Origin of the sequence: Rhizobium sp. IY2 (assembly GCF_047532935.1) — a bacterium.
GTDB classification, from domain to species: Bacteria; Pseudomonadota; Alphaproteobacteria; order Rhizobiales; family Rhizobiaceae; genus Rhizobium; species Rhizobium anhuiense.
The window spans coordinates 1-20,970 of record NZ_JBLKNU010000019.1 but is presented as its reverse complement, the minus strand read 5'-3'; the positions used below and the strand labels follow the sequence as shown (position 1 = coordinate 20,970).

At 62.0% G+C, this 20,970-nt stretch carries 19 protein-coding genes and 1 tRNA gene; 10 read left to right on the top strand and 10 right to left on the bottom strand.

Annotated features, from left to right (window positions below; all coding sequences use genetic code 11):
• Positions 1 to 8 precede the first annotated feature (8 nt).
• The 3 genes from ACMUVN_RS31815 (at position 9) to ACMUVN_RS31805 (ending at position 4,476) form a co-directional block, all read left to right on the top strand.
• Entirely contained in the window at positions 9 to 1,085 is a 1,077-nt protein-coding gene (locus ACMUVN_RS31815) for an ABC transporter ATP-binding protein (RefSeq protein ID WP_029868036.1), read from the top strand.
• 64 nt (positions 1,086 to 1,149) lie between these two features.
• Complete coding sequence (locus ACMUVN_RS31810; protein ID WP_047619813.1) at positions 1,150 to 2,025, top strand: phosphotransferase; 876 nt, start codon at positions 1,150 to 1,152, stop codon at positions 2,023 to 2,025.
• The gene (locus ACMUVN_RS31805; RefSeq protein ID WP_029868034.1) at positions 2,026 to 4,476 is read left to right on the top strand and encodes a GcvT family protein; all 2,451 of its coding nucleotides are present in this window, start codon (positions 2,026 to 2,028) and stop codon (positions 4,474 to 4,476) included.
• 9 nt (positions 4,477 to 4,485) lie between these two features.
• On the opposite strand, the gene ACMUVN_RS31800 is transcribed toward ACMUVN_RS31805, so the two are convergent.
• On the bottom strand, positions 4,486 to 5,943 hold the full coding sequence (locus ACMUVN_RS31800) for a mannitol dehydrogenase family protein (RefSeq protein WP_028757928.1): 1,458 nt from the start codon (positions 5,941 to 5,943) through the stop codon (positions 4,486 to 4,488).
• On the bottom strand, positions 5,940 to 7,355 hold the full coding sequence (uxaC, locus tag ACMUVN_RS31795) for a glucuronate isomerase (RefSeq protein WP_414815970.1): 1,416 nt from the start codon (positions 7,353 to 7,355) through the stop codon (positions 5,940 to 5,942). The genes ACMUVN_RS31800 and uxaC overlap by 4 nt, the downstream gene beginning before the upstream one ends.
• 180 nt (positions 7,356 to 7,535) lie before the next feature.
• On the opposite strand from uxaC, the gene ACMUVN_RS31790 reads away from it, so the two are divergent.
• A complete protein-coding gene (locus tag ACMUVN_RS31790) occupies positions 7,536 to 7,745 on the top strand; it encodes a SlyX family protein (protein ID WP_028757154.1) in 210 nt (69 codons plus the stop codon).
• Positions 7,746 to 7,802: 57 nt separating this feature from the next.
• On the opposite strand, the gene ACMUVN_RS31785 is transcribed toward ACMUVN_RS31790, so the two are convergent.
• Together ACMUVN_RS31785 and ACMUVN_RS31780 are read right to left on the bottom strand one after the other, a co-directional pair.
• Positions 7,803 to 9,284, bottom strand: coding sequence for an NAD-dependent succinate-semialdehyde dehydrogenase (locus ACMUVN_RS31785; protein ID WP_414815969.1), 1,482 nt, complete (start codon positions 9,282 to 9,284; stop codon positions 7,803 to 7,805).
• A gap of 66 nt (positions 9,285 to 9,350) precedes the next feature.
• On the bottom strand, positions 9,351 to 10,631 hold the full coding sequence (locus ACMUVN_RS31780) for a 4-aminobutyrate--2-oxoglutarate transaminase (protein ID WP_414815968.1): 1,281 nt from the start codon (positions 10,629 to 10,631) through the stop codon (positions 9,351 to 9,353).
• A gap of 169 nt (positions 10,632 to 10,800) precedes the next feature.
• Between ACMUVN_RS31780 and ACMUVN_RS31775 the strand changes: the two genes are divergently transcribed.
• From ACMUVN_RS31775 to ACMUVN_RS31765, 3 genes are all read left to right on the top strand, one after another.
• Entirely contained in the window at positions 10,801 to 11,610 is an 810-nt protein-coding gene (locus ACMUVN_RS31775; protein ID WP_028757151.1) for a MerR family transcriptional regulator, read from the top strand.
• A 254-nt stretch (positions 11,611 to 11,864) separates the two neighbouring features.
• Positions 11,865 to 12,491: a ribonuclease D gene (locus ACMUVN_RS31770; RefSeq protein WP_028757150.1), complete on the top strand. Its 627-nt coding sequence runs from the start codon at positions 11,865 to 11,867 to the stop codon at positions 12,489 to 12,491.
• A gap of 226 nt (positions 12,492 to 12,717) precedes the next feature.
• The gene (locus ACMUVN_RS31765) at positions 12,718 to 14,262 is read left to right on the top strand and encodes a hypothetical protein (RefSeq protein WP_028757149.1); all 1,545 of its coding nucleotides are present in this window, start codon (positions 12,718 to 12,720) and stop codon (positions 14,260 to 14,262) included.
• Between the two features lie 76 nt (positions 14,263 to 14,338).
• On the opposite strand, the gene rpsA is transcribed toward ACMUVN_RS31765, so the two are convergent.
• The 3 genes from rpsA to aroA all read right to left on the bottom strand — a co-directional run bounded on the left by rpsA (position 14,339) and on the right by aroA (position 18,294).
• Complete coding sequence (rpsA, locus tag ACMUVN_RS31760) at positions 14,339 to 16,042, bottom strand: 30S ribosomal protein S1 (RefSeq protein ID WP_028757934.1); 1,704 nt, start codon at positions 16,040 to 16,042, stop codon at positions 14,339 to 14,341.
• Positions 16,043 to 16,214: 172 nt separating this feature from the next.
• Positions 16,215 to 16,862, bottom strand: a complete 648-nt coding sequence (gene cmk / locus ACMUVN_RS31755) for a (d)CMP kinase (RefSeq protein WP_047619846.1) — start codon at positions 16,860 to 16,862, stop codon at positions 16,215 to 16,217.
• 73 nt (positions 16,863 to 16,935) lie between these two features.
• Positions 16,936 to 18,294 carry a 3-phosphoshikimate 1-carboxyvinyltransferase gene (gene aroA, locus ACMUVN_RS31750; protein ID WP_047619821.1) on the bottom strand — a complete coding sequence of 453 codons (1,359 nt, stop codon included), beginning with the start codon at positions 18,292 to 18,294 and terminating at the stop codon, positions 16,936 to 16,938.
• A gap of 276 nt (positions 18,295 to 18,570) precedes the next feature.
• Here aroA and ACMUVN_RS31745 point away from each other — a divergent pair, with 276 nt between their 5' ends.
• Both ACMUVN_RS31745 and ACMUVN_RS31740 read left to right on the top strand, forming a co-directional pair.
• Positions 18,571 to 18,954, top strand: a complete 384-nt coding sequence (locus tag ACMUVN_RS31745; RefSeq protein WP_028757143.1) for a TIGR02300 family protein — start codon at positions 18,571 to 18,573, stop codon at positions 18,952 to 18,954.
• A gap of 150 nt (positions 18,955 to 19,104) precedes the next feature.
• Positions 19,105 to 19,180: transfer RNA gene (locus ACMUVN_RS31740), tRNA-Ala, on the top strand.
• A gap of 154 nt (positions 19,181 to 19,334) precedes the next feature.
• Here the strand turns inward: ACMUVN_RS31740 and ACMUVN_RS31735 are convergent.
• Together ACMUVN_RS31735 and ACMUVN_RS31730 are read right to left on the bottom strand one after the other, a co-directional pair.
• On the bottom strand, positions 19,335 to 19,667 hold the full coding sequence (locus tag ACMUVN_RS31735; protein ID WP_063473422.1) for an ArsR/SmtB family transcription factor: 333 nt from the start codon (positions 19,665 to 19,667) through the stop codon (positions 19,335 to 19,337).
• A gap of 124 nt (positions 19,668 to 19,791) precedes the next feature.
• The gene (locus tag ACMUVN_RS31730; protein WP_063473423.1) at positions 19,792 to 20,349 is read right to left on the bottom strand and encodes a hypothetical protein; all 558 of its coding nucleotides are present in this window, start codon (positions 20,347 to 20,349) and stop codon (positions 19,792 to 19,794) included.
• Between the two features lie 128 nt (positions 20,350 to 20,477).
• Between ACMUVN_RS31730 and ACMUVN_RS31725 the strand changes: the two genes are divergently transcribed.
• Complete coding sequence (locus ACMUVN_RS31725) at positions 20,478 to 20,696, top strand: hypothetical protein (RefSeq protein ID WP_028757940.1); 219 nt, start codon at positions 20,478 to 20,480, stop codon at positions 20,694 to 20,696.
• 72 nt (positions 20,697 to 20,768) lie between these two features.
• On the opposite strand, the gene ACMUVN_RS31720 is transcribed toward ACMUVN_RS31725, so the two are convergent.
• Positions 20,769 to 20,970: aminotransferase class I/II-fold pyridoxal phosphate-dependent enzyme (locus ACMUVN_RS31720; protein WP_414815967.1), on the bottom strand; the 202-nt coding region annotated here is incomplete at its 5' end.

Genomic DNA, 20,970 nt, shown 5'->3' with positions numbered 1-20,970 from the left:
TTGAGAAGATGGCAACCAGTGTCGTTCTTCAGAAGGTCGAGAAGCGTTATGGCTCGCTGGACGTGATCCATGGCATCGACCTGACGATCGATCCCGGCGAATTCGTCGTTTTTGTCGGCCCCTCGGGCTGCGGAAAATCGACCCTTCTGCGCATGATCGCCGGTCTCGAGGAGATCTCGGGCGGCGCGTTGCTGCTCGACAGCGAGCGCATGAACGAAGTGGCGCCGGCCAAGCGCGGCATCGCCATGGTCTTCCAGTCCTACGCGCTCTATCCTCATATGTCGGTCTATAAGAACCTCGCCTTCGGCCTGGAGACGGCGGGTTACAAGAAGGCCGATATTCAGCCGAAAGTGAAGCGGGCCGCCGAGATCCTGCAGATCGAGAAGCTCCTGGAGCGCAAGCCGAAGGCGCTCTCCGGCGGCCAGCGCCAGCGTGTCGCGATCGGCCGCGCCATCGTGCGCGAGCCGCGTATTTTCCTGTTCGACGAGCCGTTGTCGAACCTCGATGCCGAACTGCGCGTGCAGATGCGCGTCGAAATCTCCCGCCTGCACCGCAGCCTCGGCAACACGATGATCTATGTCACCCATGACCAGGTCGAAGCCATGACGATGGCGGACAAGATCGTGGTGTTGAATTCCGGCCGCATCGAGCAGGTCGGCGCGCCGCTCGATCTTTACAACAACCCGGCCAACCGCTTCGTCGCCGGTTTCATCGGCAGCCCGAAGATGAATTTCCTGAAGGCCCGCATCGAGCAGGTCGGTGAGACCGAAACCAGCATCCATGTCTGCGGCAATTCCGTCCATCTGCCGCGCCGGTTGAAAGGCGCGGTCGGACAGGATGTCACCTTCGGCATCCGCCCCGAGCATCTTTCGCTGACCGAAGGCGCTATCACGCTCTCGACCGTCAATGTCGATCTCGTCGAAAACCTGGGCGGCGCCACCATGCTCTACACCACGACGCCGGATAGCCAGCTCCTGACCGTCGCGCTTGACGGCCAGCAGAAGGTGGAACGTGGCACCAATGTGAAGACCTTCTTCGATCCGGCCCGCTGCCACGTCTTCGACGCCGCCGGCAAGACGATCTAAGCGCTGCTTGACATAGGATCCTCCTCTGCCCCATCATTTCCGAAGGGGCTGAAGGGGAATAAGCATGACGCCTGAAGATAGGATTCATGCGCTTGGCATCTGGCAGGGCCCGATCGATATTTCGCCGATAGCAGGCGGCATCACCAACAGGAACTACCTGGTCAGCGATGCCGTCGCGCGTTGCGTCGTCAGGCTCGGCACCGATATCCCGATCCATCACATCAGCCGGCAGAACGAGCTTGCCGCAAGCCGTGCGGCGCATGCCGCCGGCATATCGCCTGCCGTCATCCATCATTCGCCGGGCGTTCTGGTGCTCGAATATATCGAGGCGAGAGCGCTTTCGCCTGATGATATCAGGAGGCCGGAAACGCTCGCCCGGGTCGTGCCGCTGGTGCGCGCCTGCCACCGCGACATCGCCCGGCATTTCCGCGGCCAGGCGATGATCTTCTGGGTCTTTCACGTCATCCGCGATTACGCCGCCAATCTGAAGGCCGCGGGCAGCGCCTATCTGCCTCTGCTGCCGGTGCTGGTCGGCCGAGCCGAGGCGCTGGAAGAAGCGGCAGGGCCTTTCGAAATCGCCTTCGGCCACAACGACCTGCTGGCCGCCAATTTTCTCGACGACGGCAAGCGGCTCTGGCTGATCGACTGGGATTATGCCGGCTTCAACACGCCGCTTTTCGATCTCGGCGGATTGGCCTCCAACAATGAGCTCCCGCAAACGGCAGAACACACGATGCTGGAGACCTATTTCGACCGGCCGCTGACCGATGATCTCAGCAGGCGCTATGGCGCGATGAAATGCGCTTCGCTGCTGCGCGAGACGCTCTGGAGCATGATTTCGGAAATCCATTCCAGCATCGATTTCGACTATGCCGCCTATACGGCCGAAAATCTCGCGCGTTTCGAACGCGCCTATCAAGCCTTTGAACAGGATCAATAAATGACGAGGGAATTACCGAAGACGGCGAAAGCCGTGGTCATCGGCGGCGGCATTATCGGCTGTTCGACAGCCTATCATCTCGGCAAGCTCGGCTGGACCGATACCGTCCTGCTGGAGCGCAAGAAGCTCACCTCGGGCACCACCTTCCATGCCGCCGGCCTCGTCGGCCAGCTGCGCACCAGCGCCAACATCACCCAGCTTCTCGGTTATTCCGTCGATCTCTACAAGCGGCTGGAGGAGGAGACCGGCCTCGGCACCGGCTGGAAGATGAATGGCGGCCTGCGCCTTGCCTGCAACGAGGAGCGCTGGACCGAGGTCCGGCGCCAGGCGACCACCGCCCAGTCCTTCGGCCTCGAAATGCAATTGCTGACGCCGCAGGAAGCATTCGATCTCTGGCCGCTGATGACAACGGACGATCTCGTCGGCGCCGCCTTCCTTCCCACGGACGGCCAGGCCAATCCCTCCGACATCACCCAGGCGCTGGCGAAAGGCGCCCGCATGTCAGGCGTTTCGATCTTCGAGGACACCGAAGTCATCGACCTGGAAATCGACAAGGGAAGGATCCGCGCCGTCGTCACCGCTGAGGGCCGCATCGAATGCGAGCGCGTCGTCGTCTGCGCCGGCCAGTGGACGCGCGCCTTTGCCGCCCGCTTCGGCGTCAACGTGCCGCTGGTCTCCGTCGAGCATCAATACATCATCACCGAATCCTTCGGCGTGCCCTCCAACCTGCCGACGCTGCGCGATCCCGATCGCCTGACCTATTACAAGGAAGAGGTCGGCGGCATCGTCATGGGCGGCTATGAGCCGAATCCCATTCCCTGGGCGCAAAACGGCATCCCCGACGGCTTCCACTACACGCTGCTGGACAGCAATTTCGATCATTTCGAGCAGATCATGGAACAGGCGCTCGGCCGCGTTCCGGCATTGGAAAATGTCGGCGTCAAGCAGCTGCTGAACGGCCCGGAAAGCTTCACGCCGGATGGCAACTTCATTCTCGGCGAGGCGCCGGAGCTGAAGAATTTCTTCGTCGGCGCCGGCTTCAACGCCTTCGGCATCGCCTCGGCCGGCGGCGCCGGCATGGCGCTTGCCGAATGGGTGACGAAGGGCGAACCACCCTATGATTTGTGGCCGGTCGATATCCGCCGCTTCGGCCGCCCGCATTTCGATACCGACTGGGTGCGCACCCGCACGCTCGAAGCCTATGGCAAACATTACACCATGGCCTGGCCGTTCGAGGAGCATTCGAGCGGCCGCCCCTGCCGCAAATCGCCGCTTTACGACCGGCTGAAGGCGCAGGGCGCCTGTTTCGGCGAAAAGCTCGGCTGGGAGCGGCCGAACTGGTTTGCCGATCTCTTCGCCAACGAGGAGCCGAAGGATGTCTACAGTTATGCCAGACAGAACTGGTTCGACGCCGTCGGCCGCGAGCACAAGGCGGTGCGTGAAGCGGCCGTCATCTTCGACCAGACCTCCTTTGCCAAATTCGTGCTGAAGGGCAGGGATGCCGAGGCAGCGCTCTCCTGGATCGCTTCCAACGATGTCGCAAGGCCTGTGGGATCGCTCATCTACACGCAGATGCTCAACGACAAGGGCGGCATTGAATGCGACGTGACGGTCGCCCGCATCGCCGAGAACGAATATTACATCGTCACCGGCACCGGTTTTGCCACCCATGATTTCGACTGGATCGCCCGCAATATACCGGCAAAGATGCATGCCGAGCTGGTCGACGTCACGTCAGCCTATTCGGTGCTGTCACTGATGGGACCGAATTCGCGCGCCGTGCTGGAAAAGGTGACGGGCAGCGACGTCTCGAATGCGGCCTTCCCCTTCGGCCGGGTCAGGACCATCGGCATATCAGGCTGCCCGGTGCGGGCGCTGCGCATCACCTATGTCGGCGAGCTTGGTTACGAGCTGCATATTCCCGTTGAATATGCGACGACGGTCTATGACGTGCTGATGGCATCAGGCGGCGAATTCGGCCTGGTCAATGCCGGCTACCGCGCCATCGAGAGCTGCCGCCTGGAAAAGGGCTATCGCGCCTGGGGATCGGATATCGGTCCCGACCATACGCCTGTTGAAGCCGGTCTCGGTTGGGCGGTGAAGATGCGCAAGGCCATTCCCTTCCGCGGCCGCGAAGCGATCGAACGGCAGCTTGCAGGCGGGGTGAACAAGCGCCTTGCCTGCTTTGTTCCCGAAAATGCCGATACCGTGTTGCTCGGCCGTGAAACGATCTATCGCGACGGCAAGCGCGTCGGCTGGCTTTCGAGCGGCGGCTTCGGCTACACGCTGGGCAAGCCGATCGGCTATGGCTATGTCCGCAGCCCCGAGGGGGTGACCGAGGATTTCGTCCTCTCCGGCACCTATGAGCTCGATGTCGCGCGGGAGCGTATCCCCTGCAAGGTGTCACTGTCGCCGCTCTACGATCCCGATATGGCGCGTATCAAGGCGTAGCGGGGGAGTCTAGAACAGCGGCAACCTATCGTCCTGGATCAGAATCTCCAGCTTGTCGGAGACATCCTGCGTCCACGCCCGGTGTCCTGTCAAAGCCGCCGGAAAAAGTCCGGGAAGGGTGAAGAGTGCCGCCGAAATCGCCAGACCGGTGCGCGGGACATCGGCGATGAGGGCGGCGATCTCAGCCGCACGGGGGTCGCGCAACTCATAGCGATCGCCGTTGCCGTGTTCGCCGATGGCATAGCGCATCCAAGCCGCAACAGCGATCGCATAGGTCTCTGCCCTGTCGCCAAGGGCCAGTGCCTCGCAGGCCGGTTCCAGGAGCCGCTGCGGCAGTTTCTGCGTGCCGTCCATGGCGATCTGATAGGTGCGATGGGCGATCGCCTTGTTTGCAAAGCGTGCTATCAATTCGCTGGCATAGTGATCGAGATCGATGCCGGGAACCGCATCGAGCGTTCTCGCGGCCGCATGCATGTGCCGGTAGGCAAGGGCGGCAAGGCCGGCATCGTCCATCACGTCGCGGATGAATTCATAGCCGCCGATATAACCGAGATAGGCGAGCAGCGAATGCGCGCCGTTCAGCATCCGCAGCTTCATCTTCTCGTAGGCGGAGACATCTTCGACCATCAGCGCACCGTGCACCTTTTCCCAGGCCGGCCGGCCATTGGCGAAATGGTCTTCGATGACCCATTGCGTAAAGGGTTCGGTCTCGATCGCCGCCATATCCGTGCGGCCCGTCAGCCGCTCTGCATCGGCATAGGTCGCGTCCGTGCTGGCCGGCGTGATACGGTCGACCATCGTGGAGGGGAAGGGTACATTCGCTTCGATCCAGCGATGCAGGTCGGGATCGATGCGGGAGGTGAATTCCAGCACGAGGCGTTTCAGCACGGCGCCGTTGCTCGGCAGATTGTCGCAGCTCAGCGGCGTAAAGGGCGCTATGCCCTTCTTCCGCCGGCGTGCCAGGCCTTCGACGAGATAACCGATGACGCCCCGCGGCGCATGCCGGTTGGCAAGGTCGGCGACAATATCGGGATGCTTCAGGTCGAGGCCACCCGTCGCAGGATCGAAGCCATAGGCCTTTTCCGTCACCGTCATGCTGACGATGCGGATATCAGGGTCCTCGAGCCGCGCCAGCAGGCCGGCCGGATCGCGCGGCGCCACATGCGCCTTCAGGATCGACCCGATCACCTGCGCCGTCGTACCTGACGTATCGCGGATCAGCATCGTATAGAGGCCATTCTGGGCAGTCAGATTATCCGCGACGTCAGGCGTGCGCAGGCTTGCCACATCGATGCCCCAGTCACCGCCCGCGGCCGAGAGCGCATCTTCCGTGAAGGGCGCGAAATGCGCGCGGAAGAATGCGCCCGGCCCGAGATGCAGGATGCCGCTCTTCAGCCGGCTGCGGTCATAGGCGGGAAGCTTCGCCGTCGGGGCGAGGCCGGAAAGGGTCTGCAGTCGTTCGCTCACAGCTTGTAGGCCTTCTTCGCATTGCCATAGGAGAGTTCGCCCGCGACGATCTCGGCGTCCCGTTTGGAAATCCGGTGCTCGGCGGCGAGCTGGGCGAGGAAGCGGCAGACTTCGCGGCGCCAGACATCATGCCGCGCTGGGATCGACAGCAGCGCGCGCGTATCATCGTTGAAACCCGCCATATTGGCAAAGCCTGCCGTCTCGACGACTTGGTCGAGATAGCGCCTTATGCCGTTCGGGCTGTCGTGGAACCACCAGGGCGGGCCGATCATCAGGCAGGGCCAATGGCCGACCATCGGCGCCATCTCGCGCGCATAGGTCGTCTCGTCGAGCGTGAAGAGCAGCACTCTGAGCCCCGGCGCATGGCCGTATTTGGAAAGCAGCGCATTCAGGCCGCCGACCCAGTCCGTGCGTGTCGGAATATCAGCGCCCATATTGGGGCCGCGCGTCGCAAAAAGCCCGCTGTCGGTATTGCGTCGGGAGCCGGCATGGATCTGCATCACCATGCCGTCTTCGGCCGAAAGCCCGGCCATCTCCGTCATCATCAGGCCGCGGAAGAGTTCGGCGTCTGCAGGCGAAAGCGGTCCCTTCAAGGCCTTGTCGAGCAGCGCCTGTTTTTCCGCAAGCGGCAGATCCGCGGTAAAGGCGGTGGGCACGCCATGGTCGGTCGCGGTGGCGCCGAACTGGCGGAAATAGGCGCGCCGGCGGCGATGCGCCTCGACCAGGCCGTCCCAGCGCGTTACGTCGGCGCCGATGATCTCTCCGAACTTGACGAGATTGTCGCGGAAGCCGACGGCGTCGGGATCGGTGACGCTGTCCGGCCTGTAGGTGGTGCGCACCTTGCCGATCCAGCCGTCCGCCGCCATCTTCTGGTGATGCGCCAGCGGGTCGAGCGCGCCTTCGGTCGTCGCGATCGTTTCGATGCCGAATCGCTGATGCAGCGCCCGCGGGCGGAATTCGGGAAGAGCAAGCTGAGCATTGATATGGTCGTAGAGCGCATCGGCATTGTCTGGTGTCAGCGGCTCGGTGCAGCCGAGCACGGCCGACATCGCATGGTCGACCCAGATGCTTGAAGGCGTCCCGCGGAAGAGATGGTAATGCGCGGCAAAGCTCCGCCAGATCGCCCGCCCCTCAGCCACCGGCTTGCCGTCGAGCCGCGGCACGCCGAGTTCGTCCAAAGTGACGCCGACGCTGTGCAGCATCCGGAAGAGATAGTGATCGGGAATAACCAGCAGCGAGGCCGCGTCTTCGAAGGGCTTGTCGTCGGCAAACCAGGAGGGTTCGGTATGCCCGTGCGGGCTGACGATCGGAAGGTTGCGCACTGTCTCGTAGAGGTCTCGCGCGATGGTCCGTGTTGCCGGATCAGCCGGAAAAAGCCGGTCCGGATGAAGAAAGCCGTTCCCTGCATCCATCAGTATTCCTCCCTGGTGGATAAGGGCCTACCCCACAACATCAGGCACGGCAAGGTCTTTTAGTAACCAAACGGTTCAGTTTTGCGCATCGCTGCATTGGGCATGGAAAGCATTGACGAGGTGGCCTATTTCCGCTTTGGGAGAACCATCTGTTCTGCCGGTTTCGGCAAAGGAGGATCGATGTCCGACGAGACGAACCGCATCACCCGGCTGGAAGAAATGCTGGCTTACCAGGCAAAGACGATCGAAGAGCTTTCCGATCAGCTCGCCGAGCAATGGAAGACGGTGGAGCAGATGCGCACCAAGCTCGACCGGCTGACCGAACGCTTCCTGTCGCTGGAGGAGCAGTCGCTGGAAGCTCCTGGTATCACCCGTCCGCCGCATTATTGACGACACGCGGCTGAATGCCGCGTGTCCCAGTGCTTCTTGTATCGTAGATGACCCGGATCAGACGCCGCCGATGCAGAGATATTTCATTTCCAGATAATCGTCGGCGCCGTGACGCGAGCCTTCGCGGCCGAGGCCGGATTGCTTGATGCCGCCAAAGGGCGCCGTCTCGGACGACATCAGGCCGGTATTGATGCCGATCATGCCGTATTCCAGCGCTTCCGCTACACGCCAGACCTTCTTCAGGTCACCGGCATAGAAATAGGCGGCAAGACCGAATTCCGTATCATTGGCCTGGGCGATGACGTCCTCGACCGTCTCGAAGCGGAAGAGCGGCGCCACCGGCCCGAAGGTTTCCTCGCGCGCCACCTTCATGCCGCGCGCCACACCGGTCAGTACCGTCGGCGCAAAGAAGGTGCCGGCGCCGTCGATGCGCTTGCCGCCGATCAGCACCTTGGCGCCCTTGGCAAGCGCGTCGCTGACATGGTCTTCCACCTTGGCAAGGCCCTGCTCGTCGATCAGCGGCCCGATCAAGACACCCGGCTCGAAGCCGTCGCCGACCGGCATCTCGGCGACCTTGGCGGCGAGCTTGGCCGCAAAGGCGTCATAGACGTTCGACTGGACGTAGAGGCGGTTGGCGCAGACGCAGGTCTGACCTGCATTGCGGTATTTGGAGGCGATCGCGCCCTCGACGGCGGCGTCGAGGTCGGCATCGTCGAAGACGATGAACGGCGCGTTGCCGCCGAGCTCCAGGCTGACCTTCTTGATCTGGTCGGCGCATTGCCGCATCAGGATGCGGCCGACCTCCGTCGAGCCGGTGAAGCTGATCTTGCGCACCTTTTCATTGCCGCAGAGCTCGCGGCCGATCGCCGGGCCGTCGACGCCGACGATAACGTTGAAGACGCCTGGGGGAATGCCGGCCTGCTCGGCGAGCACGGCAAGGGCGATCGCCGTCAGCGGCGTCTGTTCGGCCGGCTTCGACACCGCGGTGCAGCCGACGGCAAGTGCCGGCGCGATCTTGCGGGCAATCATCGCCGCCGGGAAATTCCACGGCGTGATCGTGCCGACGACGCCGACCGGCTGCCGGATGACGATCATGCGCTTGTCTTGGGAAGGTGCGGGGATCGTCTCGCCGTAGATGCGCTTGGCCTCTTCCGCATACCATTCAATATAGGCCGCGGCATAAAGGATCTCGCCGCGCGCTTCCGGGAACGGCTTGCCCATTTCTGCGGTGAGGATCGCCGCGAGCTCGTCGGCATTGGCGACCATCAGGTCGAACCATTTGCGCAAGAGCGCGCTGCGCTCCTTGGCCGGACGGGCAGCCCAGGCCGGCTGGGCGGCATGGGCCGCATCGATCGCCGTCCGTGTCTCGCTCGCACCCATGTCGGGCAGCGAAGCGAGCAACTCGCCGGTTGCCGGGTTGAGCACGTCGAAAGTCTTCGTGGCATCGCCTGAGGTCCAGACGCCGTTGATATAGCCGGCATCGCGCAGCAAGGGCGAGGAGAAGGGAACGTGCCTGGTCAGTGCGGTGGTGAAAGCCATGTCATATCCTCCTGGGGAGTGCGGCTGCCGGTGGCCGGCAGCCATTGAAATCCGGTTCCGATAGGCTTAGCCGGCCGCGCTCGCTTCCAGCATCGAAGCCTCGAGAATGTCGAGCGCCTCGCCGAGGATTTCGTCCTGGATGGTGATCGGCGCCAGGAAGCGGATGACGTTTCCGTGGGTGCCGCAGGTGAGCAGGATCAGCCCCTTGTCGAGGGCGATCAGCCGCACCCGGTTGGCGAAATCCGCGCTCGGCAATCCGGTCGTCCGGTCGTTGAATTCGACGGCATTCATGAAGCCCGGTCCGCGAATATCGACGATTTCGGGCACCGTCTCGCGCAGCGATTCCAGTCGCTGCTTCAGCCGCCCGCCGAGCTGGTTGGCGCGGTTGCAGAGATCCTCGTCCTTGATGACGTCGAGCACGGCATGGGCGGCTGCGATCCCCAGCGGATTGCCGCCATAGGTGCCGCCGAGCCCGCCCGGTCCCGGCGCATCCATGATGGCGGCGCGGCCGGTGACGGCGGCAAGCGGAAAGCCGCCGGCGAGACTCTTTGCCATCGTCGTCAGGTCGGGCGCCACCTCGTGATGATCCATGGCGAACATCTTGCCGGTGCGGGCAAAACCGGTCTGCACCTCATCGGCGATCAGCAGGATGCCGTGCTGGTCGCAGAGTTCGCGCAACGCCTTCATGAAGGCGGCGGGCGCCGGGTAGAAGCCGCCTTCGCCCTGCACCGGCTCGATGATGATGGCTGCGACCCGCTGCGGGTCGACATCGGCGGCGAAGAGCTTCTTCAGCGCCGCCAGCGACTGGTCTGTAGTGACGCCATGCAGCTCGACGGGGAAGGGAATGTGGAAGACATCGCCCGGCATCGCGCCGAAGCCGACCTTGTAAGGCACGACCTTGCCGGTCAGAGCCATGCCCATGAAGGTGCGGCCGTGGAAGCCGCCGCCGAAGGCGATGACGGCAGAGCGGCCGGTTGCGGCCCGCGCGATCTTGACGGCATTCTCGACCGCTTCGGCGCCTGTCGTGACGAAGATCGTCTTCTTCTCGAAGTTGCCCGGCACCAGTGTGTTCAGCCGTTCGGCGAGATGCACGTAGCTTTCGTAGGGCACCACCTGATGGCAGGTATGGGTGAAGCGGTCGAGCTGCTCCTTGACTGCCGCGATCACCCGAGGATGGCGGTGGCCGGTGTTGAGGACGGCGATGCCGGCGGCGAAATCGATGTAGCGGCGGCCTTCCTTATCCCAGATCTCGGCATTCTCTGCACGATCGGCATAGATCTGGGTCGTCATGCCGACGCCGCGTGAAATGGCTGCGTTCTTCCGGTCCGTAAGGCTTGTCGCGGTCATCGATGCGCTCCTGCGCTGAAAGGGGCTTGAGAACTGTCTTGCATAAATTCTGCAAGACATGTAGAAAACTCCTACATTTTTCCTGCAAGAAAACAAGTGGGATTTTTTGCTTCAAACATCACGCCTTTTGATGAATGCTCGCGGGCGATTGGAATCAGGGATATTTCGGATGGGTGACAACGGACCTGTGCGCTACAAGGTGGCGGAGGCCGCGCGGCTGGCGGGCGTTTCGGCCTCGACCTTGCGCCTCTGGGAAAGCCAGGGTTTGCTGGTTCCCGGCCGTTCGCAAACCGGCCATCGGCAATACAGCGCCGACGATGTGGCGCGGCTGAAGCGCATCTCCTGGTATCGTGTCGAACGTGGCCTCAATCCCGCGGCAATCCGGGAGGCGCTGGAGAGCGAGGAACCTTCCGCCGATGGCGCCGAGGCGAGCCAGGATTCCGGCATCGGCCGCAAGCTGCGCAGCCTGCGCCATGCGAGCGGCAAGACGCTCGATCAGGTCGCCGGCGACATCGGCGTCACCGCGTCGACGCTCTCGACGCTGGAGCGCACCTCGCAGGGCGTCAGCTTCAAGACGCTGCACGATCTCGCCGAATATTACGGCACCACCGTCTCGCGCCTCTCGGGCGAGGAGCGCGCGGACGTGCCGACGCTGGTGCGCGCCGGCGAATGGCGGACATGGCCGGAAACGACGCCCGGCGTCACGGTGCAGCTCCTCGCCGAAGGCCGCAGGATGATGGACTGCCATCGTTTCGTGCTGGCGCCCGGTGCCGCCAGCGAAGGCGCCTATCGCCACGAGGGCGAAGAATTCATGCATGTCCTGTCCGGCCGGCTGGAACTGGTGCTCGACAGCGATCAGTTCTTCGATCTTGGCCAGGGCGATTCACTTTATTTCGAAAGCCGACGTTACCATTCTTGGCGTAATCGCCATGATGGTGAAACCGTGATTCTCTGGATCAACACGCCGCCGACATTCTGACCGCTGCACGAAGCGGAGATTGAAGATCAAAAGAGTAGAGCGTCCTTTGTGCGTCCGAGAGGACGGGACGGCTCTGCGGCAGGAAAGCGGTTTCGCATTCTGCACCTTTGCGCTATAGCGCTGCTGCATAATTGCTTAAATCGGCATGGATTTAAGGATAAATTATACAGCCATTCAAAGCGCTACAGCGTCCTTTGCGCGTCTGAAAAGACGCACCGCGCTGTAGAGGATGCATTCGAACGAAAGATTGTCTCATGGCGGCTACCATACGTTATCACGAAGGCGATATTTCCGCGGCCGATGCCGCCCGCTACACTGGCGCGGTCGCGATCGACACCGAAACGCTCGGCCTGGTGCCGCGCCGCGATCGGCTCTGCGTCGTCCAGCTTTCGCCGGGTGACGGCACTGCCGACGTTATCCGCATTGCTGCCGGCCAGAAGCAGGCTCCCAATCTCGTCGCTCTGCTCGAAGACCCCACCCATCAGAAGATCTTTCATTACGGCCGTTTCGATATTGCCGTGCTATTCCATACTTTCGGCGTCACGACGAACCCGGTTTTCTGCACCAAGATCGCCTCGCGCCTGAGCCGGACCTATACGGATCGCCACGGCCTCAAGGACAATCTCAAGGAGATGCTCGACGTCGATATCTCCAAGACGCAGCAATCTTCCGATTGGGCGGCCGCGACGCTGTCCCCGGCCCAGCTCGAATATGCCGCTTCCGATGTGCTTTATCTGCACGCGTTGCGCGACAAGCTGACGGAACGCCTGATCCGCGACGGCCGCTTCGACCATGCGACGGCCTGCTTCGCATTCCTGCCGACCCGCGCCAAGCTCGACCTGCTCGGCTGGGAAGAGGCCGATATCTTCGCTCATAGCTGAGCGATTCATTCTTCGACAGGTGACCAAAGACCGTGGGCATGTTTGCCTGCGGCCGTTATCGATTCGTTAACGCCTCTTTCCTAAAATTCCAGTTAATATTTATGCATTCGATGACGCGAGAATGCGTCATGCGGACAGGAGGATCTGCTGGGATGCAAGGGGACCGGATGAGCGCGGTCCTTTTATAGAGCCTGCTTTCATCGTCACTTTGCGAAAGGAGCATGCCATGTTGACTCCCGTTCGTGCAGCGTCCAATGCAAGCTTTTCGTCCCAAGGCCAGACTGCGGCGATCGTCGCCGGTGGTCTCGGTCGTTCAGTGATTGCCCCCGCGCCTGTCAACGCCGTCGAAGCGGCTGATCTCAATTCCGCCATTGCCGGCAAGCTCAATATTCTGCTTCTGGCCGCGCGCGAGCGTATGGTCGAAGCGCTTTTCGATGTCATCGATGCGGCAGGCCGCTCGATCTCGCTGGATCGCGGCGAGGACGAGACCAATCTTGCCTTTGCCTCCCGGCTTGCCGATGCCATCCGGCGGCTGCCGGCTGTCAGGATCGACGAGGTCGAGCGCCAGCTGACCGATGAGGGCCATAGCCTGCCGTTGCGGATGATCGCCGAAGCCCTGAAGAACCCGGCAGGCCCGGAAGCAGCCCGCATCGTCGCCTATCTGGAAATCATCCGCTACAAGGATCGCGACCTCGCCGCCCGCGCCGTCGTCCGCTCTTATGGCCAGAACGACGCTTCGCCGATGCGCGCCGAAACCCGTCCCGAGATCCAGCTGCATGAGGACAGCCTGCCTGCCGCCATGCGCCAGCCTGCGGAAAAGGCGCCTGTGCAAGCCGATCCGCTGATCGAGGCCGCAACTTCGGCGACTGCCGAGGAAGCGGTCATCGCCGAAGCTGTGGAAGCTGCCGATCCGGAAACGCCGCAGGCTGCAAACCGGGCTCAGTCCGCCCCGGCGACGACAAGCGAGGTAGCACCGAAAAAATCGGCGCCGCAGGAGATCGAAGACCGGCAACCGCTGTCGACGAATGCCGCAGCGGCCGACGACGCGCAGGAAACGCCGGCGCCGCCTGCCATCCAACCCCACGCGACATCGGAAAAAGTCGATCCTGTCATTCCGAAGAACTGGACAGGCATTGTCGCCTCCATGACCGGAGAAGCCTCCGAGATGATCGCCACCATCATCCGCGAGCAGGACGTCGAAGCCCTGCTGGAGGATGTCCCCGTCGAGGCGGCGGTGGAGATCGATACGATCCTCGATGACGCCGTGATCAGCGATGCGACCGAGACCTTGACCCGGCAGCCGGCCGAATTCGTCGCTCCCGATGCTCGCCAATCCGCAGCGCTCCACCCCTCGCAGATGGATATCGAGAGCGCGGTCGCGGTCGCCCGTCAGCCGAAAGAAATCGCCGCGCAACCGCAAATCATCCCGATGTCCGAGACCGTCGAGGCTTCCTATATGCCGCTGGCGGCAAAGATGCCGGAGGGGTTTGCCTATGCCCAGCTGCCTTACCAGTTCGCCAAGGATACGCCACCGAACGAGACGGCAGGCGAAACGCATCACCAGCATCAGCACCATCGCGACGACGCGTCCGAGGATCAGCAGCAGGCGCAGTCCGGTGGCGAGGATGCCGAGCCTGATGCCGAAGAAACCGAGGCAGCGCCCGGGCGAAGAACGCCAAGGATGATCGATGCCGAGCCGTCCGTTTATCAGGCAGGCACGGCTGCCGACCCGGTCTATGCGCTCTATCAGCGCATGGTCGGCTGGGAATAAGATTTCTATCGCCTGAAAATGAAGAACCCGCCGGATCGCTCCGGCGGGTTCTTCAATTCAGAGGCGGATGCGAGGCTTATTCGCCGCCGCGGTTCTTCAGGGCTGCGCCCAGGATGTCGCCGAGCGAAGCGCCGCTGTCGGACGAACCGAACTGGGCGACGGCTTCCTTCTCTTCCGCAATCTCCAGAGCCTTGATGGACAGCATGATCTTGCGGTCCTTCTTGGAGAAGTTGGTGACGCGGGCATCGAAGACCTGGCCGACCGAGAAGCGCTCGGGGCGCTGCTCGTCGCGGTCGCGAGCGAGGTCGGCGCGGCGGATGAAGGAAGTGATGTCCTCGTGGTTGACGAGCTTCACTTCGACGCCGCCGTCGTTGACTGCGATGACTTCGCAGGAAACGACTGCATTCTTGCGCAGGTCGCCCGATGCAGCGGCTTCGCCGACCGCATCCTTGCCGAGCTGCTTGATGCCGAGCGAGATGCGTTCCTTCTCGACATCGACGTCGAGAACGACGGCCTTGACGACGTCACCCTTGTTGAACTCCTCGATGACCTGTTCGCCCGGACGGTTCCAGTCGAGGTCGGAGAGGTGCACCATGCCGTCGACATCGCCGTCGAGGCCGATGAACAGGCCGAATTCGGTCTTGTTCTTGACTTCGCCTTCGACTTCAGTGCCGGCCGGATGGCTGCGGGCGAATGCTGCCCACGGATTTTCCAGCGTCTGCTTGAGGCCGAGCGAGATACGGCGCTTGGACGGATCGACTTCGAGAACGACGACTTCGACTTCCTGGCTGGTGGACAGGATCTTGCCGGGGTGAACGTTCTTCTTGGTCCAGGACATTTCCGAGATATGGATCAGGCCTTCGATGCCCGGCTCCAGCTCGACGAATGCACCGTAGTCGGTGATGTTCGTGACGGTACCGGAAATCTTCTTGCCTTCCGGATACTTGGCCTGGATGCCATCCCACGGATCGCTCTCGAGCTGCTTCATGCCGAGCGAGATACGGTGGGTTTCCTGGTTGATGCGGATGATCTGAACCTTGACCTGCTGGCCGATGTTCAGGATTTCCGACGGATGGTTCACACGGCGCCATGCCATGTCGGTGACGTGCAGCAGGCCGTCGATGCCGCCGAGGTCGACGAACGCACCGTAATCGGTGATGTTCTTGACGACGCCGTCGACAACCTGGCCTTCTTCGAGGTTCTGAACGATTTCAGAACGCTGTTCGGCACGGGATTCTTCCAGAACCGTACGGCGCGAAACCACGATGTTGCCGCGGCGCTTGTCCATCTTGAGGATTTCGAAGGGCTGCGGGTTGTGCATCAGCGGAGTGACGTCGCGGATCGGGCGGATATCGACCTGCGAACGCGGCAGGAAGGCGATCGCACCGTCAAGGTCGACCGTGAAGCCGCCCTTGACCTGGTTGAAGATCACGCCTTCGACGCGCTCGCCGGCTTCGAACTTGGCTTCGAGCTTGATCCAGCTTTCTTCGCGGCGAGCCTTCTCGCGCGATAGAACGGCTTCGCCAAGCGCGTTTTCGATGCGCTCGACATAAACTTCGACTTCGTCGCCGACCTTCAGCGAACCGTCCTTGGCGCGTGCGCCGAATTCCTTGAGCGCGATGCGGCCTTCAACCTTGAGGCCGACGTCGACAACGGCGACGTCCTTCTCGATGCCCGTGACGATGCCCTTGGTGACATAGCCTTCGGCCAGGTCGTTCTTGGCAAAGGACTCTTCGAGAAGAGCCGCGAAATCCTCGCGGGAGGGGGTAGCTACTGACATAAAATCTCCTGCGTGCCCTAAACGGAAGCGGACACGTATGCGCCGGTTGGTTTGCGTTGAACGGGCCTGAACCCAGTCCGCCCTCTCTCGAAGGCAATCCGGCGCTTGGACGGAATTTCAGGCTGCTGCATTAGAAGCGATCCGTGCTCAGAGCACGCAAAATCGCTTGAATTTAGGCATTTCGGCTCAAGACCGCATCGATGATCGATTGAGCGGCATGAAACGCGGCCTCTATACTCATTTCCGACGTATCAAGCAAGTGCGCATCGACCGCTGGTTTCAAAGGGCTGTCGGCCCGTCCCATGTCGCGTTCGTCGCGCCGCTTGACGTCCTCGAAAATCGCATCGAAATCCGCCGTCGCCCCCTTGCCGAGGATCTCGTCGTAGCGGCGTCTCGCGCGAACCTCGGGCGACGCCGTCACATAGAGCTTCACTGGCGCATTGGGGCAGACGACCGTGCCGATATCGCGCCCGTCGAGCACCGTCCCCGGCGCTTTCGCCGAAAACCGCCGCTGCGCCTCGACCAGCGCCCGGCGCACCGCCGGCATGACGGCAATCTTCGAGGCGGCTTCGCCGATCTCATGTTTGGAAAGTATATCGCGATCCAGTCCGGCGAGTTCAACCTCGCGCGCGATCTTTTCCGCCACCGCCTCGTCGTCGAGCGGCAGGCCGGCATCGAGCAGCGCCTTGGCCGTGGCGCGATAGGTGAGGCCGGTATCCAGATGATGGAAGCCGTATTGCTCGGCGATGCAGCGTGAAAGCGTGCCCTTGCCGGCAGCCGCCGGGCCATCGATGGCGATGATGAAAGTCTTGGTTGTCATGCGATCAATCCTGCGGCAGCGCATGGGAACGGCAAATGAGATCGTCTTTGCGGAAATGCGGGGCGTTGGTCCATCACTGCGGCACCTCCTCGATCTTTGCTCCAAGGCCGGCCATCAGCTGCATGAATTCCGGAAAGCTGGTCGCGATCATCGCCGCGTCGTCGATCGTCACAGCATGCTCCGATGCAAGCCCCAGGACAAGGAAGCTCATGGCGATGCGATGGTCGAGATGCGTGCTGACCTTGCTACCTCCAGCGCTGCCGAGGCCCTTGCCGTCCGGTCGGCCGCGGACGATCAGAAAATCCTTGCCTTCGTCGCAGTCGACGCCATTCAGCTTCAGGCCGTCGGCGACGGCGGAAAGGCGGTCGGATTCCTTGACGCGCAGTTCCTCCAGCCCCTTCATCACGGTCGTGCCCTCGGCGAAACAGGCAGCAACCGCGAGGATCGGATATTCGTCGATCATCGACGGCGCCCGTTCTTCGGGAACGGCCACACCCTTCAGCTCGGAATGGCGCACGCGCAAATCCGCCACGTCCTCGCCGCCGGCAAGACGCGCATTCAGCACCTCGATGTCGGCCCCCATCTCCTGCAGCGTCAGGATCAGCCCCGTGCGGGTCGGGTTCATCAGCACGTTGACGATGGTGATATCGGAGCCGGGCACGATCAGCGCCGCAACAAGTGGGAAAGCGGTGGAAGACGGATCGCCGGGAACGTCGATCACCTGGCCCGTCAGCCGGCCGCGGCCTTCGAGCCGGATCATGCGGATGCCGTCCGCGTCGGTCTCGACGGAAAGGGCGGCGCCAAAGCCCTGCAGCATCTTTTCGGTATGGTCGCGCGTCTTTACCGGCTCGATGACCGTGGTGATGCCAGGCGTATTGAGACCGGCAAGCAGGACGGCCGATTTCACCTGGGCGGAGGCCATCGGCACGCGATAGCGGATCGGGCTTGGGGTTCCCGGCCCTCGCAGCGTCACTGGCAGCCTGTCGCCCGCCGATGCGCTGACTTGCACGCCCATGTCGCGCAGCGGATTGAGCACGCGGCCCATCGGCCGTTTCGAAAGTGAGGCGTCGCCGATGAAGGTGGAGTGAAAGTCGTAAGTGCCGACCAGGCCCATGGTCAGCCGCACCCCGGTGCCGGCATTGCCGAAATCGAGCGGCGCGTCAGGCGCAAGCAGCGCACCATTGCCGGTGCCCTCGATCACCCACTCTTCGCCTTGCTTGCGAATCCTGGCGCCCATCGCCTGCATCGCCCGGCCGGTATTGATCACATCCTCGCCTTCGAGCAGGCCGGTGATCCGCGTTTGCCCGGAAGCAAGCCCGCCGAACATGAAGGAACGATGCGAGATCGATTTATCGCCCGGAATGCGGACGCGGCCGGAAAGGCCGGCGGATTTGCGGGCGGTGGCGGGCCTGGGCGCAGAGCCGTGAAGCATGGCGCAATCCTTTGCAAACGCAGTCTATTTTTACAGCAGGACACGCTTGGCCGGTCGCAATCCTCGCTCGGTTCTGTGGCTGCCGCGGCTCGTTAACATAAACGCGCCGGGCGGTCATCCGTCGGCGCGGGGAAAACCCCGCAGGGCGTTCATAAAGTTTGGCTTTGACATGGGAAGCCACAGCGATTAAGGGGACCGGCTTATAAATTCCGATGGAACGCCGGCTTGATCGGCATTTGCCGAATCTCGAATTCGGTCATTCTCACGAGGCTTATAGTGGCGAAAGCGGAACTTGGAACCAAGCGTACCGATCCGGAAACCGGCAAGAAGTTTTATGATCTGAACCGGGATCCGATCGTCTCTCCTTATACCGGCAAGTCCTACCCTCTGTCCTTCTTCGAGGAAACCTCGGCGATCGCCGAAGTTGCCGAGGAAGACGAGGTGGCGGAAGTCGATACTGAAAACACCGAAGTCGAACTGGTTTCGCTTGAGGATGCCGATGACGCCGCCAGCGGCGACGACATCCCGGATATCGGTGATGACGATGTTGAAATCGAAGGCGACGACGACGACGATACCTTCCTGACGCCTGACGAAGACGATGACGATGATGACATGAGCGACATCATCGGCGTGACCGGCGACGACGACGAAGTTTGACGATTGCATTTCGGCCCGGCGAGGAAAAAATTCTCCGGGCCGGATTTTTTAGGCTTGCTATCTCCGGAAACCGGAAGTAATAAGCCGCCACTCCGCAGGGCACGCCCTGAGGAGCATCCCAGGACCGGCCCTGCGCCGGACCACCTTGATGGGGCTATAGCTCAGCTGGGAGAGCGCTTGCATGGCATGCAAGAGGTCAGCGGTTCGATCCCGCTTAGCTCCACCAAACTCGTTAGCCAACCGATCTTCAATGTAAAGCTGTGGCCCGTAGAGCTTTGTTCCATTCAACCGAATGAAACGGACCATCGAACCTTGGATTTAACAGCCAGGCTGCGGCTGGCTCCCCTGGCAGGATCGAGGCTCCGGCCGATCGCCGATCTTCATGCGGCCTCTGGGCAGAAGTCCGAGAAGCCGAACATCGACATCTGCAGTCCGTCGGGAAACAATATGCCGTTGAGGAGAGAGACGGCTTTCTCGCTTCGATCGCTGGCGAGCGAATAGTAGATCGTTTGCGATTCGCGGCGCGCCTTGACGACCTGCTGACGTTTCAGCACGTTCAGATGGTGCGATAACGCCGACTGGCTGAGTCCGACACTTGTGGCGAGCTCCGTGGCTGAGATCTCACCCTTGGCCAGCCTCCGCAGCACCGATAAACGGCTGGCATTGGCGAGCGCGGAAAAATAGTCCGCCAGTTCACGGTCATTGACGATCATCGCCTGCCTCCTCTGAACACGAATGTACATTAGCGGCGCGCAAGACAGGCTCATTGACCTAACGCAAATCTCATAGCGAAAAGGCCGCGCTTGGCATGATGTATTCGCGGTATCCTTGGTGCCGTCAAAATGCACTGAGGGTCAGCGCGGCCGAGAACACCAGCAGGGTTGCGGATCCGCATCGCCGGGCCAGCAACGGCATTTCTTTTTCGCTTCCAAGAACAATTCTGCCTGTCGACAGCCAGATCAAGGATGCGAAAAGGACGACGAAGGCGAGCGCCGCGGTGGCGGCTATCCCAGACACCTCCTGCGCGGAGGGCATCATCGTAAGCCCGATGATAAGCGCCTTGGGATTCAACAGCGTCGTGATCGCCAACTGCCGTACTGTCACAACCTCGGTGGGACTGGATCCGGAGCCCCAGAGCCGTAGCGCGAGGTAGAATACCCAGGTTGCTGAGGCAAGCTTGACACCTTGCGCGACCAGCGGGTGCTGGTTGAGAAAAGGACCGGCCAGGCCGGACGCCGGAACGACAATGGCAAGATAGGCGGCGACCACCGTACCAAGCAGCATGACCGCGCGCCCGGCGGTCAGACCCTGAGAGGCCATCGCCAATATCGCGTTGGTCGGCCCAGGCAAAATGAGAAGCGCAAAAACGCCGGCTGCGAAAGGGAAGAGATGCACTGCTTTGGTCCCTCGGTTCCGTCCGCTTTTTGCACGGTCAGCCACGTCAGTCGTTGACAAAGATCACTCCGCGGCCGGAACATTCTCGTGGCCTGGCCGTTGGCATGAGCTAACTCTGAGGTGCCGCCATGCCTCGCATGATCAGCTTCATGCTCACTCGATTGGCCACGGGCTTTGCAATTGGATGCGCCACAGGATTCCTGGTCTGGCAGAACGGTTTTTTGTCTTCCAGCGCCGCGGCAGGCACTCTTGAGAATTACCTTGCCCAAGGGCTGTTCATGTATCTCTTCGCGAGCACAATAAGCATGGGCTACCTGGCCACAGCTCTTCTGCTGGAAGAGGAATAGCCGCTTGATCCCCATCAAAAGACCCCCGGCTTTTGTCGCGGTGTCCGATAGTTGCTGAGGATAGGTCCCCGCTCAGGCAACCATCCGCGCCAATGCACAGCGCGACCAGAGCGAATGCAGCGCCTCGACCAGATGGGCGATATCGGCATCGGAATGCAGCGGCGTCGGCGTGATGCGCAGCCGCTCGGTCTTCTTCGGCACCGTGGGGTAGTTGATCGGCTGGACGTAGACGCCGCAATTGTCGAGCAGCAGATCGGAGATCCACTTGCACTTG

Excerpts from the sequence above, each read along its gene's own strand:
- ACMUVN_RS31815 (WP_029868036.1), top strand. The coding sequence starts at position 9 with ATGGCAACCAGTGTCGTTCTTCAGAAGGTCGAGAAGCGTTATGGCTCG.
- ACMUVN_RS31810 (WP_047619813.1), top strand. The coding sequence starts at position 1,150 with ATGACGCCTGAAGATAGGATTCATGCGCTTGGCATCTGGCAGGGCCCG.
- ACMUVN_RS31805 (WP_029868034.1), top strand. The coding sequence starts at position 2,026 with ATGACGAGGGAATTACCGAAGACGGCGAAAGCCGTGGTCATCGGCGGC.
- uxaC (WP_414815970.1), bottom strand. The coding sequence starts at position 7,355 with ATGGATGCAGGGAACGGCTTTCTTCATCCGGACCGGCTTTTTCCGGCT.
- ACMUVN_RS31790 (WP_028757154.1), top strand. The coding sequence starts at position 7,536 with ATGTCCGACGAGACGAACCGCATCACCCGGCTGGAAGAAATGCTGGCT.
- ACMUVN_RS31785 (WP_414815969.1), bottom strand. The coding sequence starts at position 9,284 with ATGGCTTTCACCACCGCACTGACCAGGCACGTTCCCTTCTCCTCGCCC.
- ACMUVN_RS31780 (WP_414815968.1), bottom strand. The coding sequence starts at position 10,631 with ATGACCGCGACAAGCCTTACGGACCGGAAGAACGCAGCCATTTCACGC.
- ACMUVN_RS31775 (WP_028757151.1), top strand. The coding sequence starts at position 10,801 with ATGGGTGACAACGGACCTGTGCGCTACAAGGTGGCGGAGGCCGCGCGG.
- ACMUVN_RS31770 (WP_028757150.1), top strand. The coding sequence starts at position 11,865 with ATGGCGGCTACCATACGTTATCACGAAGGCGATATTTCCGCGGCCGAT.
- ACMUVN_RS31765 (WP_028757149.1), top strand. The coding sequence starts at position 12,718 with ATGTTGACTCCCGTTCGTGCAGCGTCCAATGCAAGCTTTTCGTCCCAA.
- rpsA (WP_028757934.1), bottom strand. The coding sequence starts at position 16,042 with ATGTCAGTAGCTACCCCCTCCCGCGAGGATTTCGCGGCTCTTCTCGAA.
- cmk (WP_047619846.1), bottom strand. The coding sequence starts at position 16,862 with ATGACAACCAAGACTTTCATCATCGCCATCGATGGCCCGGCGGCTGCC.
- aroA (WP_047619821.1), bottom strand. The coding sequence starts at position 18,294 with ATGCTTCACGGCTCTGCGCCCAGGCCCGCCACCGCCCGCAAATCCGCC.
- ACMUVN_RS31735 (WP_063473422.1), bottom strand. The coding sequence starts at position 19,667 with ATGATCGTCAATGACCGTGAACTGGCGGACTATTTTTCCGCGCTCGCC.
- ACMUVN_RS31725 (WP_028757940.1), top strand. The coding sequence starts at position 20,478 with ATGCCTCGCATGATCAGCTTCATGCTCACTCGATTGGCCACGGGCTTT.